At 55.7% G+C, this 19,012-nt stretch carries 17 protein-coding genes; 15 read left to right on the top strand and 2 right to left on the bottom strand.

Features of this window, described 5'->3' with window-relative positions:
* Nucleotides 1-22 precede the first annotated feature (22 nt).
* Both glnD and map read right to left on the bottom strand, forming a co-directional pair.
* Nucleotides 23-2,686: a bifunctional uridylyltransferase/uridylyl-removing protein GlnD gene (gene glnD / locus IB144_RS21425; RefSeq protein ID WP_004191934.1), complete on the bottom strand. Its 2,664-nt coding sequence runs from the start codon at nt 2,684-2,686 to the stop codon at nt 23-25.
* A gap of 57 nt (nt 2,687-2,743) precedes the next feature.
* Nucleotides 2,744-3,538 carry a type I methionyl aminopeptidase gene (map, locus tag IB144_RS21420; protein ID WP_004177362.1) on the bottom strand — a complete coding sequence of 265 codons (795 nt, stop codon included), beginning with the start codon at nt 3,536-3,538 and terminating at the stop codon, nt 2,744-2,746.
* Between the two features lie 322 nt (nt 3,539-3,860).
* Here map and rpsB point away from each other — a divergent pair, with 322 nt between their 5' ends.
* From rpsB to rnhB, 15 genes are all read left to right on the top strand, one after another.
* Nucleotides 3,861-4,586, top strand: coding sequence for a 30S ribosomal protein S2 (gene rpsB / locus IB144_RS21415; RefSeq protein WP_002889299.1), 726 nt, complete (start codon nt 3,861-3,863; stop codon nt 4,584-4,586).
* Nucleotides 4,587-4,705: 119 nt separating this feature from the next.
* Nucleotides 4,706-5,557: a translation elongation factor Ts gene (gene tsf / locus IB144_RS21410; RefSeq protein ID WP_004151930.1), complete on the top strand. Its 852-nt coding sequence runs from the start codon at nt 4,706-4,708 to the stop codon at nt 5,555-5,557.
* A 149-nt stretch (nt 5,558-5,706) separates the two neighbouring features.
* Complete coding sequence (gene pyrH / locus IB144_RS21405; RefSeq protein WP_002889306.1) at nt 5,707-6,432, top strand: UMP kinase; 726 nt, start codon at nt 5,707-5,709, stop codon at nt 6,430-6,432.
* Between the two features lie 150 nt (nt 6,433-6,582).
* Nucleotides 6,583-7,140: a ribosome recycling factor gene (frr, locus tag IB144_RS21400; RefSeq protein WP_002889308.1), complete on the top strand. Its 558-nt coding sequence runs from the start codon at nt 6,583-6,585 to the stop codon at nt 7,138-7,140.
* Between the two features lie 228 nt (nt 7,141-7,368).
* Nucleotides 7,369-8,571, top strand: coding sequence for a 1-deoxy-D-xylulose-5-phosphate reductoisomerase (gene ispC / locus IB144_RS21395; protein WP_004178642.1), 1,203 nt, complete (start codon nt 7,369-7,371; stop codon nt 8,569-8,571).
* 237 nt (nt 8,572-8,808) lie between these two features.
* Nucleotides 8,809-9,567 carry a (2E,6E)-farnesyl-diphosphate-specific ditrans,polycis-undecaprenyl-diphosphate synthase gene (gene ispU, locus IB144_RS21390; RefSeq protein WP_002889316.1) on the top strand — a complete coding sequence of 253 codons (759 nt, stop codon included), beginning with the start codon at nt 8,809-8,811 and terminating at the stop codon, nt 9,565-9,567.
* Between the two features lie 12 nt (nt 9,568-9,579).
* Nucleotides 9,580-10,437 (top strand): phosphatidate cytidylyltransferase, encoded by an 858-nt coding sequence (gene cdsA / locus IB144_RS21385; protein ID WP_002889318.1) that lies wholly within the window; start codon nt 9,580-9,582, stop codon nt 10,435-10,437.
* An 11-nt stretch (nt 10,438-10,448) separates the two neighbouring features.
* A complete protein-coding gene (gene rseP, locus IB144_RS21380) occupies nt 10,449-11,801 on the top strand; it encodes a sigma E protease regulator RseP (RefSeq protein WP_004177358.1) in 1,353 nt (450 codons plus the stop codon).
* 31 nt (nt 11,802-11,832) lie between these two features.
* On the top strand, nt 11,833-14,262 hold the full coding sequence (gene bamA / locus IB144_RS21375) for an outer membrane protein assembly factor BamA (RefSeq protein WP_004145860.1): 2,430 nt from the start codon (nt 11,833-11,835) through the stop codon (nt 14,260-14,262).
* 121 nt (nt 14,263-14,383) lie between these two features.
* Nucleotides 14,384-14,869, top strand: coding sequence for a molecular chaperone Skp (gene skp / locus IB144_RS21370; RefSeq protein WP_004178645.1), 486 nt, complete (start codon nt 14,384-14,386; stop codon nt 14,867-14,869).
* Between the two features lie 3 nt (nt 14,870-14,872).
* Nucleotides 14,873-15,898, top strand: coding sequence for a UDP-3-O-(3-hydroxymyristoyl)glucosamine N-acyltransferase (lpxD, locus tag IB144_RS21365; RefSeq protein ID WP_002889327.1), 1,026 nt, complete (start codon nt 14,873-14,875; stop codon nt 15,896-15,898).
* Between the two features lie 105 nt (nt 15,899-16,003).
* Nucleotides 16,004-16,459, top strand: a complete 456-nt coding sequence (fabZ, locus tag IB144_RS21360; RefSeq protein ID WP_004145858.1) for a 3-hydroxyacyl-ACP dehydratase FabZ — start codon at nt 16,004-16,006, stop codon at nt 16,457-16,459.
* Nucleotides 16,460-16,462: 3 nt separating this feature from the next.
* Nucleotides 16,463-17,251 carry an acyl-ACP--UDP-N-acetylglucosamine O-acyltransferase gene (lpxA, locus tag IB144_RS21355; RefSeq protein WP_023325093.1) on the top strand — a complete coding sequence of 263 codons (789 nt, stop codon included), beginning with the start codon at nt 16,463-16,465 and terminating at the stop codon, nt 17,249-17,251.
* On the top strand, nt 17,251-18,402 hold the full coding sequence (gene lpxB, locus IB144_RS21350) for a lipid-A-disaccharide synthase (protein ID WP_048289009.1): 1,152 nt from the start codon (nt 17,251-17,253) through the stop codon (nt 18,400-18,402). The genes lpxA and lpxB overlap by 1 nt, the downstream gene beginning before the upstream one ends.
* Complete coding sequence (gene rnhB / locus IB144_RS21345) at nt 18,399-18,998, top strand: ribonuclease HII (RefSeq protein ID WP_002889376.1); 600 nt, start codon at nt 18,399-18,401, stop codon at nt 18,996-18,998. Before lpxB ends, rnhB begins: the two co-directional genes overlap by 4 nt.
* Nucleotides 18,999-19,012 lie beyond the last annotated feature (14 nt).

Here is a 19,012-nt window from a genome sequence, read left to right as displayed (position 1 = left end):
TCCATTCACTAAAAAAAATACGTCACCCTTTATCGTTTGGATTGAGGGCCGCTGTCAACCGTTGTTGCACTTCTTGTTGCAGCTCATTATTAAGGGCACGCCGGTCGGCGGTGGCGATTATAAATAAATCTTCTACTCGCTCACCAATTGTCGTAATTCGCGCCCCGTGAAGCGATATCCCGAGGTCGGCGAACACCTGCCCGACGCGGGCGAGCAGCCCGGGCTGGTCGAGCGCTATCAGCTCCAGAAACGATTTTCGGTCGGTATGGGTCGGCAGGAAATTCACCTCGGTGTCCACGGAAAAATGGCGTAGCTTTGCCGCCTGACGACGCGGGGCCGGAGGCTGCCAGCTGCGCTGAGTGATGGTCTGCTCCAGCCCCTGGCGGATCGCCTCGTGGCGGTCGGCGGAAAGGGGGCTGCCGTCGGGCTCAAGGACGATAAAGGTATCCATCGCCATACCGTCGCGGGTGGTGAAGATCTGCGCGTCGTGGACGCTGAGGTTGCGACGGTCAAGTTCGCCACACACCGCGGCGAACAGGTAAGGGCGATCCGGGCTCCAGATAAAAATCTCCGTACCACCGCGGGTAGCCTGCGAGCTCAGCAGGATCATCGGTTTATTCAGATCGTGGCTCAGCAGGTTGCGGGCGTGCCAGGCGAGCTGCGTCGGCGTATGTCGCACGAAATAGTTGGCGCGGCAGCGGTTCCAGATCTGATGCAGCGCCTCTTCATTAATATTGTCCATCCGCAGCAGGGCCAGCGCCTGCAGCTGATGGTGACGCACTCGTTCGCGCATATCCGGGGTGCTTTGCATGCCGCGACGCAGCTGCTTCTCGGTGGCGAAATAGAGTTCACGCAGCAGGCTCTGCTTCCAGCTGTTCCACAAGGTTTCGTTGGTGGCGCAGATATCGGCGACGGTCAGACACACCAGATAGCGCAGACGATTTTCCGTTTGCACCTCCTCGGCGAACTGCTTAATCACCTCCGGATCCTGAATATCGCGCCGCTGGGCGGTGACCGACATCAGCAGGTGGTGACGCACCAGCCAGGCGACCAGCTGCGTTTCGCGCGAGTTCAGCCCGTGCAGCTCGGCAAACTTCAGCACATCCTGCGCGCCGAGGATCGAGTGGTCGCCGCCGCGCCCTTTGGCGATGTCGTGGAACAGGGCGGCAATTAAGATCAGCTCCGGGTGCGTTAAGCGCGGCCACAGCTCCACGCACAGCGGGTGGCGGCTGCGGGTTTCTTCTTTGGCAAAGCTTTCCAGCTTGAGCATCACCCGGACGGTGTGTTCATCGACGGTGTAGGCGTGAAACAGGTCGAACTGCATCTGGCCGACGATATGCGACCACTGCGGCATATAGGCCCACAGTACGCTGTGGCGATGCATCGGCAGCAGCCCGCGACTTACCGCCCCCTGATGGCGCAGCATACTAAGAAAGAGCGTGCGCGCCTCCGGGATATAGCACAGCGGCTGGGTGAGATGACGGCGGGCGTGGCGCAGATGGCGCAACGTCGTTGAGTAGATGCCGGTGATGGTGCTATTGCGCACCATGATATAAAACATGCGCAGAATGGCCTGCGGTTCGCGAATAAACAGCGTGTCGTCACGCAGATCGATAAGGGTGCCGCGCAGCTGGAAATCATCATCGATCGGGCGTGGTTTTTCATCCTCGGTCAGGGCGAGGATAGCCTCCTCAAACAGCTGAAGCAGCATCTGATTCAGCTCGCTCACCCGGCGGGTAACGCGGAAGAAGTCCTTCATCATATGCTCAATCGGCTGGTTGCCGTCGCCTTCATAGCCTAGCCGGCGGGCCACGCTGAGCTGGCGGTCGAAAAGCAGACGGTTGTCATAGCGCGTGAGTTCGAGATGCAGCGCGAAACGGATGCGCCACAGCTGATGCAGACACTCATTGAGTTCATTGCGCTCGGCTTCGGTCAGAAAGCCGAAGCCGACCATCTCATCCATTGAGGTGGCGCCGAAATGGCGGCGAGCCACCCACTGTAGCGTATGGATATCGCGCAAGCCGCCGGGGCTGCTTTTCACGTCCGGCTCGAGGTTATAGCTGGTGCCATGATAGCGCTGATGACGGACGTTCTGCTCTTCGACCTTGGCGGCGAAGAACTTTTCCGATGGCCAGAAGCCGTCGCTAAAAATATGTTTTTGCAGTTCAAGGAACAGCGCGACGTCGCCGATCAGCAGGCGCGATTCGATTAAGTTGGTGGCAACGGTCAGATCCGAGAGACCTTCCAGCAGGCACTCTTCGAGGGTGCGTACGCTGTGGCCCACCTCCAGCTTGACGTCCCACAGCAGGGTGAGCAGTTCGCCGACTTTTTGCGCCTGGTCGTCCGGCAGTTTTTTACGACTGAGGATCAGCAGATCGACGTCTGAGAGCGGGTGCAGTTCGCCACGGCCATAGCCGCCGACGGCGACCAGCGCCAGGTCGCTGACGGATTCAAAACCGCAGGCGATCCATAATCGCTGCAGCAACTGGTCGATAAATTCGGTGCGCGCCGCGATGAGCTGCTCCGCGACGATGCCGGAGTCAAACGCCTCGCCCAGCCAGTGCTGGAAGGTATCGATGTGCGCCTTGATTGCGGCACAGTTCAGATCGCCCTGCGGCCAACTCACCGGGTGTTCCGGCGGGACGGGCAGGAGAGGGGAGGCTGTGTCAGGTAATGAGTTGCTCATCGCGTCACCATAAGAAAAAACTATCTAATAAAAAAGCCGGCGGGCGCCGGCTTTTCATCATTCATCGTGCGAGATTATCGCCGGGATGGTGTCATCCTTGCGTAGCGTCAGAATTTCGCAGCCGTTGTCTGTCACCACAATAGTATGCTCGTACTGCGCAGACAAGCTCCGGTCTTTGGTTTTCACCGTCCAGCCGTCTTTCATGCTGCGGATCTCTTTTTTACCGGCGTTGACCATCGGCTCGATGGTGAAGGTCATGCCTGGTTTGAGTACGACGTTGGTCTCCGGCGAATCGTAGTGCAGCACCTGAGGTTCTTCATGGAAGCCGCGGCCGATACCGTGCCCGCAGTACTCGCGAACCACGGAGAAACCTTCGGCTTCCACAAATTTCTGGATCGCCGCGCCGATGGTGCGCAGGTTGATGCCCGGTTTAACCATCTTCAGCGCCAGGTACAGGCTTTCCTGAGTGATGCGGCACAGGCGCTCGCCGAGAATCGTCGGTTTGCCGACGATAAACATTTTGGAGGTATCGCCATGGAAATCATCTTTAATGACGGTCACGTCGATATTGACGATATCGCCATCTTTCAGCAGCTTGCCGTCATCAGGGATACCGTGACAGACCACTTCATTGACCGAAATGCAGACGGATTTCGGATAGCCGTGATAGCCGAGGCAGGCGGAAATGGCCTTCTGCTCGTTAACGATATAGTCGTTACAGATGCGGTCCAGTTCGCCGGTGCTGACGCCCGGTTTGACGTAGGGTTCGATCATTTCCAGCACTTCGGCGGCCAGGCGGCCGGCAACGCGCATTTTTTCGATGTCTTCAGATGTCTTAATAGAGATAGCCATGGAGTATGTCCAGCAGTGTCGATATTTTCGACAATAATAGAGTAAGTCCTGTCAATGGTAACAGTCCGGGCAGGCTGGTGCCAAACTGAGAATCATTAACAGCACGCGACGTCAACAAGAGTTGGTGTCTGGATGGATTTTGTGGTATAAAGCGCGCCGGACTTCCGTTCCATCTCAGATACACAAGGATGGACGTAAGCGACATAGCTCACTTTGTGTAATAACACACACGTATCGGCACATATTCCGGGGTGCCCTTCGGGGTCGGTAATATGGGATACGTGGAGGCATAACCCCAATTTAATCTATAGAGGTTTTAAACATGGCAACTGTTTCCATGCGCGACATGCTCAAGGCTGGTGTTCACTTCGGTCACCAGACCCGTTACTGGAACCCGAAAATGAAGCCTTTCATCTTCGGCGCGCGTAACAAAGTTCACATCATCAACCTTGAGAAAACCGTACCGATGTTCAACGAAGCTCTGGCTGAACTGAACAAGATCGCTGCTCGTAAAGGTAAAATCCTTTTCGTTGGTACTAAGCGCGCTGCAAGCGAAGCGGTAAAAGACGCTGCTCTGAGCTGCGATCAGTTCTTCGTGAACCATCGCTGGCTGGGCGGTATGCTGACTAACTGGAAAACCGTTCGTCAGTCCATCAAACGTCTGAAAGACCTGGAAACTCAGTCCCAGGACGGTACTTTCGACAAGCTGACCAAGAAAGAAGCGCTGATGCGCACTCGTGAGCTGGACAAGCTGGAAAACAGCCTGGGCGGTATCAAAGATATGGGCGGCCTGCCGGACGCACTGTTCGTTATCGACGCTGACCACGAGCACATCGCTATCAAAGAAGCAAACAACCTGGGCATCCCGGTATTTGCTATCGTTGATACCAACTCTGATCCGGACGGCGTAGACTTCGTTATCCCGGGTAACGACGATGCAATCCGCGCAGTAAGCCTGTACCTGGGCGCTGTTGCTGCTACCGTTCGTGAAGGTCGCTCTCAGGACCTGGCTTCTCAGGCGGAAGAAAGCTTCGTAGAAGCTGAATAATAAGGTTTAAGCCCTTATTAGTACCGTGTATGAATAGGGGCCCATTATCGGCCCCTTTTTTCAATTTACGCTGTTTGGCCGTTGGCCGGGCAGTATCCACATCTCCCGAGGATTTTAGAATGGCTGAAATTACCGCTTCCCTGGTAAAAGAGCTGCGCGAACGTACTGGCGCAGGCATGATGGATTGCAAAAAAGCGCTGACTGAAGCGAATGGCGACATCGAGCTGGCAATCGAAAACATGCGTAAATCCGGCGCGATCAAAGCGGCGAAGAAAGCAGGCAACGTGGCTGCTGACGGCGTGATCAAAACCAAAATCGAAGGCAACTACGGTTACATTCTGGAAGTTAACTGCCAGACTGACTTCGTTGCTAAAGATGGTGGTTTCCAGGCATTTGCCGACAAAGTACTGGACGCCGCTGTTGCAGGTAAAATCTCCGACGTTGAAGTTCTGAAAGCGCAGTTCGAAGAAGAACGTGTTGCGCTGGTTGCTAAAATCGGCGAGAACATCAACATCCGTCGTATCGCTGTTCTGGAAGGCGACGTTCTGGGCAGCTACCAGCACGGTGCGCGTATCGGCGTTCTGGTTGCCGCTAAAGGCGCTGACGAAGAGCTGGTTAAGCAGCTGGCAATGCACGTTGCTGCAAGCAAGCCGGAATTCGTTAAGCCGGAAGACGTGTCTGCTGAAGTGGTAGAGAAAGAGTACCAGGTTCAGCTGGACATCGCGATGCAGTCCGGTAAGCCGAAAGAAATCGCAGAGAAAATGGTTGAAGGCCGCATGAAGAAATTCACCGGCGAAGTTTCTCTGACTGGTCAGCCTTTCGTTATGGAGCCGAGCAAATCTGTTGGCCAGCTGCTGAAAGAGCACAACGCTGACGTGACTGGCTTCATCCGCTTTGAAGTGGGCGAAGGCATTGAGAAAGTTGAGACTGACTTTGCAGCAGAAGTTGCTGCGATGTCCAAGCAGTCTTAATTTTTAAAAAAGGAGCCGCCTGAGGGCGGCTTCTTTTTGCGCCCATTTTGTAAATTCAGCCAACTGCTTATAGTGGCCGCGCTGAAATGCGACATACAATGTCGCCGGAATTATCACATCTCATTCGTTGACAGTCTCAGGAAAGAAACATGGCTACCAATGCAAAACCCGTCTACAAACGTATTCTGCTGAAATTAAGTGGCGAAGCGCTGCAGGGCTCAGAAGGCTTCGGTATTGATGCAAGCATACTTGACCGCATGGCTCAGGAGATCAAAGAGCTGGTTGAGCTGGGTATTCAGGTTGGCGTAGTAATTGGTGGCGGTAACCTGTTCCGTGGTGCTGGTCTGGCGAAAGCGGGTATGAACCGCGTTGTGGGCGACCACATGGGCATGCTGGCAACGGTCATGAACGGCCTCGCAATGCGTGATGCGCTCCACCGCGCCTATGTGAACGCTCGTCTGATGTCCGCCATCCCGCTGAACGGCGTATGCGACAACTACAGCTGGGCAGAGGCCATCAGCCTGCTGCGCAACAACCGCGTAGTGATCCTCTCCGCTGGTACCGGCAACCCGTTCTTTACCACCGATTCCGCAGCCTGCCTACGCGGTATCGAAATTGAAGCCGATGTGGTGCTGAAAGCCACCAAGGTTGACGGCGTATTCACCGCTGACCCGGCAAAAGATCCTTCTGCCACCATGTACGATCAGCTGACCTACAGCGAAGTTCTGGAAAAAGAGCTGAAAGTCATGGATCTGGCGGCCTTCACCCTGGCGCGTGACCATAAATTACCGATTCGCGTCTTCAACATGAACAAACCTGGCGCCCTGCGTCGCGTGGTGATGGGCGAAAAAGAAGGCACATTGATCACGGAATAATTCCCGTCAGCGCCAAATCCGGGTAATATTCCGCTTTACTTTCGCGGGGATATTGCCCGGTGATTTTCATTAAATCTGACTATACTTAGCTCATTTTCCGACGGGTGCCCCGTCTGGTCTGACTGAGACAAGCTTTCAAGGATTCGTAACGTGATTAGCGATATCAGAAAAGATGCTGAAATCCGCATGGAAAAATGCGTCGAAGCATTCAAAAACCAAATCAGCAAAATTCGCACGGGTCGTGCTTCTCCGAGCCTGCTGGACGGGATTGTTGTTGAATACTACGGTACTCCGACCCCGCTGCGCCAGCTGGCCAGCGTCACCGTCGAAGACTCCCGTACCCTGAAAATCAACGTCTTTGACCGTTCTATGTCCGCGGCCGTTGAAAAAGCGATCATGGCCTCCGACCTCGGTCTGAACCCAAGCTCTGCCGGCAGCGATATTCGTGTCCCGCTGCCGCCGCTGACCGAAGAGCGTCGTAAAGACCTGACCAAGATCGTGCGTGGTGAAGCCGAGCAGGCGCGCGTTGCCGTGCGTAACGTTCGCCGTGACGCCAACGATAAAGTCAAAGCGCTGCTGAAAGAAAAAGAGATCAGCGAAGATGACGATCGCCGTTCTCAGGACGACGTGCAGAAAATGACTGACGCCGCCATCAAAAAAGTTGACGCGGCGCTGGCAGACAAAGAAGCGGAACTGATGCAGTTCTAATGCTCTGCCCTTACTCGGGCCAGACAGGCTCTGGCCTGAGTAAAATCTGAAACGCCGTACAGAAGACTGTACGCTCAATTCTCGGGATTGCGTTGCGACCGCTGGCCTTGTAGCCTTTAGCGCTTAGTTGAAGGCCTAATGCCGCCGCCTTATCCCCGATAGTTGCTGCGTAGGGGCTTGCTGGCGGCGTTTTGCTTTTTATTCTGTTTCCACTCTTCTGGACGTCTCATGAAGCAATTAACCGTTCTCGGTTCGACCGGCTCCATTGGCTGTAGCACGCTGGACGTGGTGCGCCATAACCCTGGTCGCTTTTCCGTCGCCGCGCTGGTCGCGGGGAAAAACGTTGACCGTATGGTTGAACAATGCCTGGAATTTACCCCCCGTTACGCGGTGATGGACGATGCGCAAAGCGCTGAGCGGTTGCGCACCCGTCTGCATGAGCATGGCTGTCGCACCGAGGTGCTGAGCGGCCAGCAGGCGGCGGCCGAGGTCGCGGCGCTGGATGAGGTCGATCAGGTCATGGCGGCAATCGTCGGCGCGGCGGGACTGGTGCCGACGCTGGCGGCGATCCGCGCCGGGAAAACGGTATTGTTAGCGAATAAAGAATCGCTGGTGACCTGCGGTCGCTTATTCATGGAGGCGGTGCAACAGTCGGGGGCGCGATTGCTACCGGTCGATAGCGAGCATAACGCTATTTTTCAGAGTATGCCGGAGACAATTCAGCAGCATCTGGGATACGCTGATCTTGCCCGGAATGGCGTCTCGTCAATCCTGCTGACCGGCTCCGGTGGGCCTTTCCGCGAGACGGCCGTGGCTGAACTGGCGGCGATGACCCCGGATCAGGCCTGCCGTCATCCCAACTGGTCGATGGGGCGCAAGATCTCCGTCGATTCGGCCACGATGATGAACAAAGGCCTGGAATATATTGAAGCGCGCTGGCTGTTTAACGCCTCGGCCCAGCAGATGGAAGTGCTGATCCATCCGCAGTCGGTGATCCACTCGATGGTTCGCTATCAGGATGGCAGCGTGCTGGCCCAGCTTGGGGAGCCGGATATGCGCACGCCGATCGCCCATACCATGGGCTGGCCGCAGCGACTGAATTCCGGCGTTAAACCGCTGGACTTCTGTCAGTTGAGCAATCTGAGCTTCTCCGCGCCGGACTATACGCGATATCCGTGCCTGAAGTTGGCGATGGACGCGTTTGACGTCGGCCAGGCCGCGACCACGACGCTGAATGCGGCTAATGAAGAGTCGGTTGCCGCGTTTCTGCATGGCGATATCCGCTTTACCGATATTGCGGCGGTTAACCTGGCGGTGCTGGATAAGATGGACCTGCAGGAGCCGCAAAGCATTGATGATGTTCTGGTTATCGACGCCGAGGCGCGCGCAATCGCTCACCAGCAGCTGCAGCGGTTGGTTGCGCAGGCGTAACGCGGTGATATTTGTGGGCGCAAGGCTTCGGTGATATAGTCTGCGCCACCCGATCGTTGCATTTTGTTGTTAAAGATTACGGTGGCCGTGACAAAACACGGCTTTTTTGCGTAAAGCTTTTGGTTGTTCTCTGCGATTGGCTGCAGCCCCGGCACCGGATAAAAATGCGTATCCAGCGCGGCCCGGTGGCCTCTGTTTGGTGGCTAGTTAATCCTTATTATGGACTTAAAACGCGTGATGTTGTCTGCTAATCAAACTGTCAGCGAAATATCGCCCACCCATGGCTGCCGTCATGTCGCCATTATTATGGATGGCAACGGCCGTTGGGCGAAACGGCAAGGTAAAATTCGCGCTTTCGGGCATAAGGCCGGGGCGAAATCCGTGCGTCGCGCGGTCTCCTTCGCGGCGAATAATGGGATTGAGGCGTTAACGTTATACGCGTTCAGCAGCGAAAACTGGAACCGTCCGGCTCAGGAAGTCAGTGCGCTGATGGAACTGTTCGTCTGGGCGCTGGATAGCGAAGTCAAAAGCCTGCACCGACACAATGTGCGTCTGCGGATTATTGGCGACACCACGCGCTTCAATGCGCGCCTGCAGGAGCGGATCCGCAAAGCGGAAGCGCTAACCGCAAACAATACCGGCTTAACGCTGAATATTGCAGCCAATTACGGCGGTCGCTGGGATATTACCCAGGGCGTTCGTTTGCTGGCGAAACAGGTACAGGACGGGACGCTGCTGCCTGAGCAGATCACGGAAGACATGCTGAGTCAGCAGGTCTGCATGCATGAACTGGCTCCCGTTGATTTAGTTATTAGGACCGGGGGAGAGCACCGAATAAGTAACTTTCTGATTTGGCAAATTGCCTATGCCGAACTTTACTTTACGGATGTTCTTTGGCCCGATTTTGCTGAACAGGACTTTGAAGGTGCACTCCATGCCTTTGTTAATCGAGAGCGTCGTTTCGGCGGCACTGAGCCGGGTGGCAGTCATGCCTGATGGGGGTCACTTTTGCTGAAGTATCGCCTGATATCTGCTTTCGTCTTAATCCCCATCGTCATTGCGGCATTGTTTTTATTGCCGCCGATGGGCTTTGCTATCGTCACCCTGGTGGTCTGTATGCTCGCCGCCTGGGAGTGGGGACAACTGAGCGGTTTTACCTCGACGTCGCAGCGGGTTTGGCTGGCGGTGCTGTGCGGCCTTCTGCTGGCGGCGATGCTTTTTCTGCTGCCTGAATACCACTATGACGTTCATCAACCGATGGTTGAAGGGTCGCTATGGGCCTCTTTTGCCTGGTGGATCGTCGCGTTACTGCTGGTGCTCTCATACCCGGCGTCGGCGGCATTCTGGCGCCACTCAAAGGTGCTGCGCCTCATCTTCGGCATCCTGACCATCGTCCCGTTTTTCTGGGGCATGCTGGCGCTGCGCGCCTGGCACTATGCCGATAACCACTACAGCGGCGCGCTGTGGCTGCTGTACGTCATGATCCTGGTGTGGGGCGCGGACTCTGGCGCCTATATGTTTGGTAAAATGTTTGGCAAGCACAAGCTGGCGCCGAAGGTCTCACCGGGTAAAACCTGGCAGGGCTTTTTTGGCGGTTTGCTGACCGCGGCAGTGATTTCCTGGGCCTACGGCGTGTGGGCCCATCTTGACGTCACGCCGACGGTGCTGCTGGTCTGTTCGGTGGTGGCGGCCCTGGCTTCGGTGCTGGGCGACCTGACGGAAAGTATGTTTAAGCGCGAGGCCGGCATTAAGGATAGCGGGCACTTGATTCCCGGACATGGTGGTATTCTCGATCGTATCGACAGCCTGACGGCGGCGGTACCGGTCTTCGCCTGTCTGCTACTGTTGGTCTTCAGGACGATTTGACGGAAGGTTATATGCTGAGCGTGCTCTGGAATCTGGCGGCTTTTATCATTGCGCTTGGCGTACTGATTACGGTGCATGAGTTTGGCCATTTTTGGGTGGCGCGCCGCTGCGGTATCCGGGTTGAGCGTTTTTCTATCGGCTTCGGCAAAGCGCTGTGGCGGCGGATGGATAAGCAGGGCACAGAGTTCGTCATCGCCCTGATCCCACTGGGCGGCTACGTCAAGATGCTGGATGAGCGTGTTGAAGCGGTGGCGCCGGAGATGCGTCACTACGCCTTCAACAATAAAACCGTCGGTCAGCGTGCGGCGGTTATTGCCGCCGGCCCCATCGCTAACTTCATTTTCGCTATCTTTGCTTACTGGCTGGTCTTTATCATCGGCGTTCCCGGCGTGCGGCCGGTGGTGGGTGAAATAACGCCCAATTCGGTTGCCGCGCAAGCACAAATTGCAAAAGGAACGGAACTTAAAGCGATAGATGGTATCGAAACGCCTGATTGGGATGCGGTGCGTCTGCAGCTGGTGGCCAAAATCGGCAACCCGCAAACAATAGTTACCGTCGCCCCTTTCGGGACCAATCAGCGCCAGGATAAAATCGTCGATCTGCGGCATTGGTCGTTTGAGCCAGACAAGCAAGATCCCGTGACCTCGCTGGGGATCCAGCCGCGCAGCGCGCAGATTGATACGGTGCTGGCTGAGGTTCAGGCGGGATCGGCAGCCCAGAAAGCGGGTTTGCAAGCGGGCGACCGGATCGTTAAAGTCGATGGTCAACCGTTAACGCAGTGGATGACGTTTGTTAATCTGGTGCGCGATAATCCGGGCAAAGCGCTGGCGCTGGAGATTGAACGGCAGGGGAGTGCGCTGCCGTTAACCCTGACGCCGGATGCGAAAACGGTGAAAGGTAAGGCGGAAGGGTTCGCAGGGGTGGTGCCAAAGGTCATCCCGCTGCCTGAAGAATACAAGACAGTACGTCAGTACGGACCGTTTGCCGCCATCGCTGAAGCCACGGATAAAACCTGGCAGCTGATGTCGCTGACGGTCAGGATGCTGGGTAAATTGATAACCGGTGATGTCAAACTGAACAACCTCAGTGGGCCGATCTCTATCGCTCAGGGGGCTGGAATGTCAGCGGAGTTTGGGTTGATTTATTATCTGATGTTCCTGGCGCTGATTAGCGTGAACCTCGGAATCATCAACCTGTTCCCTCTACCCGTACTGGATGGGGGACATCTGCTGTTTTTAGCGATTGAAAAGCTGAAGGGCGGGCCGGTATCCGAGCGAGTTCAAGACTTTAGTTATCGCATTGGCTCAATACTGCTGGTGCTGTTAATGGGGCTTGCACTTTTCAATGATTTCTCTCGGTTATAAGAGAGTTTGTTAGGAAGAACGCATAATAACGATGGCGATGAAAAAGTTGCTCATAGCGTCGCTGCTGTTTAGCAGCGCGACTGTATACGGTGCTGAAGGGTTCGTGGTGAAGGACATTCATTTCGAAGGCTTGCAGCGTGTCGCTGTTGGTGCGGCCCTCCTCAGTATGCCAGTGCGTCCTGGCGATACGGTGACCGACGATGATATCAGTAACACTATTCGCGCGCTGTTTGCCACTGGCAACTTCGAGGACGTCCGCGTCCTGCGCGATGGTGATACCCTGCTGGTGCAGGTGAAAGAACGTCCGACGATCGCCAGCATCACTTTCTCCGGCAACAAGTCGGTGAAAGATGACATGCTCAAGCAGAACCTTGAGGCCTCAGGCGTTCGGGTGGGCGAGTCGCTTGACCGCACGACCATCGCGGATATCGAGAAGGGTCTTGAAGACTTCTACTACAGCGTCGGTAAATACAGCGCCAGCGTCAAAGCAGTCGTTACGCCGCTGCCGCGTAACCGTGTCGATTTGAAGCTGGTCTTCCAGGAAGGCGTCTCCGCAAAAATTCAACAGATCAACATCGTCGGCAACCATGCGTTTTCGACCGATGAGCTGATCTCCCACTTCCAGCTGCGCGATGAGGTGCCGTGGTGGAACGTGGTCGGCGACCGTAAATACCAGAAGCAGAAGCTAGCGGGCGACCTTGAAACCCTGCGCAGCTACTACCTGGATCGCGGTTATGCCCGTTTCAACATCGATTCTACCCAGGTCAGCCTGACGCCGGATAAGAAAGGGATCTACATCACCGTCAACATCACCGAAGGCGATCAGTACAAGTTTTCCGGAGTGCAGGTGACGGGCAACCTCGCTGGCCATTCCGCGGAAATCGAAGCGCTGACTAAAGTTGAGCCAGGCGAACTGTACAACGGCGCGAAAGTGACCAAGATGGAAAACGACATCAAGAAATTGTTGGGTCGTTATGGTTACGCCTATCCGCGCGTGCAGTCGCAGCCGGAGATCAACGACAGCGATAAAACCGTTAAGCTGCACGTTAACGTCGACGCAGGCAACCGTTATTACGTGCGTAAAATTCGCTTCGAAGGCAACGACACCTCTAAAGATGCCGTACTGCGCCGCGAAATGCGCCAGATGGAAGGCGCATGGCTGGGGAGCGACCTCGTCGATCAGGGTAAAGACCGTCTCAACCGTTTAGGTTTCTTTGAAACGGTGGATACTGATACCCAGCGCGTGCCGGGCAGCCCGGACCAGGTCGACGTTGTCTACAAGGTGAAAGAGCGTAACACCGGTAGCTTCAACTTCGGTATCGGCTACGGCACCGAGAGCGGCGTCAGCTTCCAGGCGGGCGTTCAGCAGGATAACTGGTTAGGTACTGGCTATGCTGTCGGTATCAACGGTACCAAAAACGACTACCAGACCTATACCGAGCTGTCGGTGACCAACCCGTACTTCACCGTAGACGGTGTAAGCCTCGGCGGTCGTGTCTTCTATAATGACTTTGATGCGAACGATGCGGATCTGTCTGACTATACCAACAAAAGCTATGGTACAGACATTACGCTGGGCTTCCCGGTCAACGAATACAACACGCTGCGCGCCGGCGTCGGTTATGTGCATAACTCCCTGTCCAATATGCAGCCGCAGGTGGCAATGTGGCGTTACCTTAACTCGATGGGCCAGTATCCGGACAACACCAACGACCGGAACTCGTTCAGTGCGAATGACTTCACCTTCAACTACGGTTGGACCTATAACAAGCTTGACCGCGGCTTCTTCCCAACGGAAGGTTCGCGCGTCAACCTGAACGGTAAGGTGACCATTCCGGGCTCAGACAACGAGTACTACAAAGCGACGCTGGATACCGCGACCTACGTGCCGATCGACAACGATCATCAGTGGGTAGTACTGGGTCGTACGCGCTTTGGTTATGGCGATGGTATTGGCGGCAAAGAGATGCCGTTCTATGAGAACTTCTATGCCGGTGGTTCCAGCACCGTGCGTGGCTTCCAGTCGAACACCATTGGTCCGAAGGCGGTGTACTTCCCGGCAAGCAGTCGTCATGATGATGACGATAGTTACGATAATGAATGTAAGAGCACCGAATCCGCACCGTGTAAATCCGATGATGCGGTGGGCGGTAACGCGATGGCGGTGGCCAGCCTTGAGCTGATTACCCCGACGCCGTTTATTAGTGACAAATATGCGAACTCGGTCCGTACTTCCGTCTTCTGGGATATGGGTACCGTATGGGATACTCACTGGGATTCGAGCGCGTACGCTGGTTATCCGGATTACAGCGATCCGAGCAACATCCGTATGTCTGCGGGTATTGCCGTACAGTGGATGTCGCCGTTGGGGCCGTTGGTCTTCTCCTACGCCCAACCGTTCAAAAAGTACGATGGAGACAAAGCCGAACAGTTCCAGTTTAACATTGGTAAAACCTGGTAATTGTTGGCGGCAACGGAATGCAAGTGCAGTATAGCGCTGACTGTAGGCGATAACGCGTTTATCGCCTCGCCACGCAAATAACGGTACCCCTGGGTACTCATGGGATGGTAAGGAGTTTATTGTGAAAAAGTGGTTATTAGCTGCAGGTCTGGGTTTGGCAATGGTAACTTCCGCTCAGGCGGCAGATAAAATTGCCCTGGTGAACATGAACAGCCTGTTCCAACAGGTTGCCCAGAAAACTGGCGTTTCCAACACGCTGGAAAACGAGTTCAAAGGCCGCGCTAGCGAACTGCAGCGTATGGAAGGCGACCTGCAATCCAAAATGCAGCGTCTGCAGTCCATGAAGCCGGGCGCCGAACGTACCAAACTGGAAAAAGACGTGATGGCTCAGCGCCAGACCTTCTCCCAGAAAGCGCAGGCGTTTGAACAGGATCGCGCACGTCGTTCCAACGAAGAGCGTGGCAAACTGGTTACCCGTATCCAGACTGCCGTACAGAGCGTAGCGAAAGATCAGAGCATCGATCTGGTGGTTGACGCGAATGCCGTTGCATATAACAGCAGCGATGTAAAAGACATCACCGCTGATGTGCTGAAACAGGTTAAATAAGTAATGCCTTCAATTCGACTGGCTGATCTCGCGCAGCAGTTGGATGCAGAATTACACGGTGATGGCGATATCGTCATCACCGGCGTTGCGTCCATGCAGAGCGCGAAAACGGGCCAAATCACTTTCATGGTCAACCCTAAGTACCGTGAGCACCTGGCCGCTTGCCAGGCTTCTGCCGTTGTGATGACGCAGGATGATTTACCTTTTGCCCATAGCGCCGCGCTGGTAGTGCGTAACCCCTACCTGACCTACGCGCGCATGGCTCAAATTCTTGATACCACGCCGCAGCCGGCTCAGGATATCGCGCCGAGCGCGGTCATCGATCCGTCGGCGAAGCTGGGTAGCAACGTTGCCATCGGCGCCAACGCGGTTATCGAATCCGGCGTAGTGCTGGGCGATAACGTAGTTATCGGCGCAGGCTGCTTCGTTGGGAAAAATACGAAAATAGGCGCCGGCTCGCGTTTGTGGGCTAATGTGACCGTTTACCATGAGATTGAGATCGGCGAGAATTGCCTGATTCAGTCCAGCACGGTGATTGGCGCGGATGGCTTCGGCTACGCTAACGATCGCGGTAACTGGGTAAAGATCCCGCAGTTGGGTCGCGTCATTATTGGCGATCGCGTGGAGATTGGCGCCTGCACCACGATTGACCGTGGTGCGCTGGACGATACCGTGATTGGCAACGGGGTTATCATTGATAACCAGTGCCAGATTGCGCATAACGTGGTGATTGGCGACAATACCGCGGTCGCTGGCGGCGTTATCATGGCGGGCAGCCTGAAAATTGGCCGCTACTGCATGATTGGCGGCGCCAGCGTGATTAACGGCCATATGGAAATCTGCGATAAGGTCACCGTCACGGGGATGGGGATGGTGATGCGTCCTATCAGCGAACCTGGCGTATATTCCTCCGGTATTCCGCTGCAGCCGAACAAGGCGTGGCGTAAAACCGCTGCGCTGGTGATGAATATTGACGAGATGAGCAAGCGCCTGAAAGCGATTGAGCGCAAGGTTAATCAACAAGACTAATTCATCATTTGGTCACATGACATTTCCGGCCTGTTGCATTCGCTAAAAGATTGCCGCAGGCCGTGTTATTATTGCCTTTTAGTACATTTAGACAGGAAGAGTATTTTGACTACTGACACTCATACTCTGCACATTGAAGAGATTCTGGAACTTCTGCCTCACCGTTACCCGTTCCTGCTGGTAGACCGCGTGCTGGATTTTGAAGAAGGTCGTTTTCTGCGCGCAGTAAAAAATGTTTCTGTAAACGAGCCGTTTTTCCAGGGGCACTTCCCTGGTAAGCCGATTTTGCCGGGCGTCCTGATTCTGGAAGCAATGGCGCAAGCCACCGGGATTCTGGCGTTCAAAAGCGTCGGAAAACTGGAACCAGGCGAGCTGTACTACTTCGCGGGTATCGATGAAGCACGCTTCAAACGCCCGGTAGTACCAGGCGATCAGATGATTATGGAAGTCACTTTCGAGAAAACCCGCCGCGGCCTGACCCGTTTCAAAGGCGTTGCGCTGGTTGACGGTAAAGTGGTTTGCGAAGCGACGATGATGTGTGCGCGTAGCCGGGAGGCCTGATACGTGATTGATAAAACCGCTTTTGTTCATCCTAGCGCCATTGTAGAAGAAGGCGCCGTGATTGGCGCTAACGTCCACATTGGTCCGTTTTGTATTGTTGGCGCTAACGTCGAAATCGGCGAAGGCACCGTGCTGAAGTCTCACGTTGTCGTTAACGGCCACACCAAAATCGGCCGTGACAATGAGATCTATCAGTTCGCTTCCATCGGCGAAGTTAACCAGGATCTGAAATATGCTGGCGAACCGACCCGGGTGGAAATTGGCGATCGCAACCGCATTCGCGAAAGCGTCACCATTCATCGCGGCACAGTACAGGGCGGTGGATTAACAAAGGTGGGCAACGATAACCTGCTGATGATCAACGCCCACGTGGCGCACGATTGTACGCTTGGCGATCGCTGCATTCTGGCCAATAACGCGACGCTCGCGGGCCATGTTTCGCTGGATGATTATGTCATTATCGGCGGCATGACGGCGGTGCATCAGTTCTGCGTCATTGGCTCACACGTTATGGTTGGCGGCTGCTCCGGCGTGGCGCAGGACGTTCCGCCGTTCGTAATTGCCCAGGGCAACCATGCGACGCCGTTCGGCGTTAACATCGAAGGGCTGAAACGCCGCGGCTTCAGCCGGGAAGCAATCACCGCGATCCGCAACGCGTATAAACTGCTGTACCGCAGCGGCAAAACGCTGGAAGAAGCCAAGCCGGAAATCGCCGAACTGGCTGCTCAGCATCCTGAGGTTCAGCCGTTTGTCGATTTCTTCGCTCGTTCTACCCGCGGCTTGATTCGTTAATGGCTGAACAGCGTCCCCTGACGATTGCCCTGGTCGCCGGAGAAACCTCCGGCGATATTCTAGGCGCTGGTCTCATCCGCGCGCTTAAAGCACGCATCCCGAATGCGCGCTTTGTCGGCGTGGCGGGGCCGCTAATGCAGGCGGAAGGGTGCGAAGCCTGGTATGAAATGGAAGAGCTGGCGGTGATGGGCATTGTTGAAGTGCTCGGTCGCCTGCGTCGCTTACTCCATATTCGCGCCGATTTGACCCGCCGCTTCGGCGAGCTGCGTCCCGATGTCTTCGTCGGCATCGACGCCCCTGACTTTAATATCACCCTCGAAGGAAATCTGAAAAAGCAGTGCATCAAAACCATTCACTACGTCAGCCCGTCGGTCTGGGCCTGGCGACAAAAACGCGTTTTCAAAATCGGCAGATCCACCGATCTGGTGCTGGCCTTTCTGCCTTTCGAAAAAGCGTTTTATGACAAATTTAACGTCCCCTGCCGCTTTATTGGCCATACCATGGCGGATGCGATGCCGCTGGATCCTGACAAAGGCGCTGCGCGCGACCGGTTAGGGATCCCGCACAGCGTGCGCTGCCTCGCTCTGCTACCCGGCAGCCGCGGCGCGGAAGTCGAAATGCTTAGCGCCGACTTCCTGAAAACCGCGCAGCTTCTGCGCGCCACCTATCCCGATCTGCAGGTGGTGGTGCCGCTGGTTAATGCTAAACGGCGGGAGCAGTTTGAGCGTATTAAAGCTGAGACGGCGCCGGATATGATCGTGCATATGCTGGACGGTCAGGCGCGCGATGCAATGATCGCCAGCGACGCCGCGCTGCTGGCCTCCGGGACGGCAGCGCTGGAGTGTATGCTGGCGAAATGCCCGATGGTGGTTGGCTACCGGATGAAGCCGTTCACCTTCTGGCTGGCGAAGCGGTTGGTAAAAACCGACTATGTCTCGTTACCGAACCTGCTGGCCGGTCGCGAACTGGTTAAAGAGCTGCTGCAGGATGAGTGCGAGCCCCAGGCGCTGGCAGCCGCTCTGCAGCCGCTGCTGGCCGATGGCAAAACCAGCCATGAGATGCATGAGACGTTCCGCGCCCTGCATCAGCAGATCCGCTGCAACGCCGATGAGCAGGCGGCGGACGCCGTACTGGAGTTAGCAAAACAATGATGGAGTTCGTCTATCCGCATACCCATCTGGTTGCCGGCGTCGATGAGGTCGGGCGTGGCCCCCTGGTTGGCGCGGTGGTGACCGCGGCGGTGATCCTCGATCCGGCGAAGCCGATTGTGGGTCTGAATGATTCCAAAAAACTCAGCGAGAAGCGTCGTCTGGCGCTGTTCGATGAGATAAAAGAGAAAGCGCTGTGCTGGAGCCTGGGGCGCGCCGAGCCGCACGAAATCGACGAGCTGAATATTCTGCATGCCACTATGCTGGCGATGCAGCGCGCCGTCGCCGGCCTGAGCATTGTTCCTGAGTTTGTCCTGATCGATGGCAACCGCTGTCCGTCGCTACCGATGCCCTCCCAGGCGGTGGTGAAAGGCGACAGCCGGGTGGCAGAAATCAGCGCAGCGTCTATTCTGGCAAAAGTCACTCGTGACGCCGAAATGGCCACGCTGGACCTCGCATTTCCCCACTACGGATTTGCCCAGCATAAAGGCTATCCCACCGCTGTTCACCTGCAGAAGCTGCAGGAACACGGCGCAACAGAGCATCACCGGCGCAGTTTTGGCCCGGTGAAGCGTGCCCTGGGCCTGGCGTCCAACTAAGTCACCGGGATCTA

The sequence above is a fragment of the Klebsiella sp. K4 genome (genome assembly GCF_014596785.2).
Taxonomy (GTDB): domain Bacteria; phylum Pseudomonadota; class Gammaproteobacteria; order Enterobacterales; family Enterobacteriaceae; genus Klebsiella; species Klebsiella pneumoniae.
This window is presented reverse-complemented; position numbering and strand designations above follow the sequence as displayed.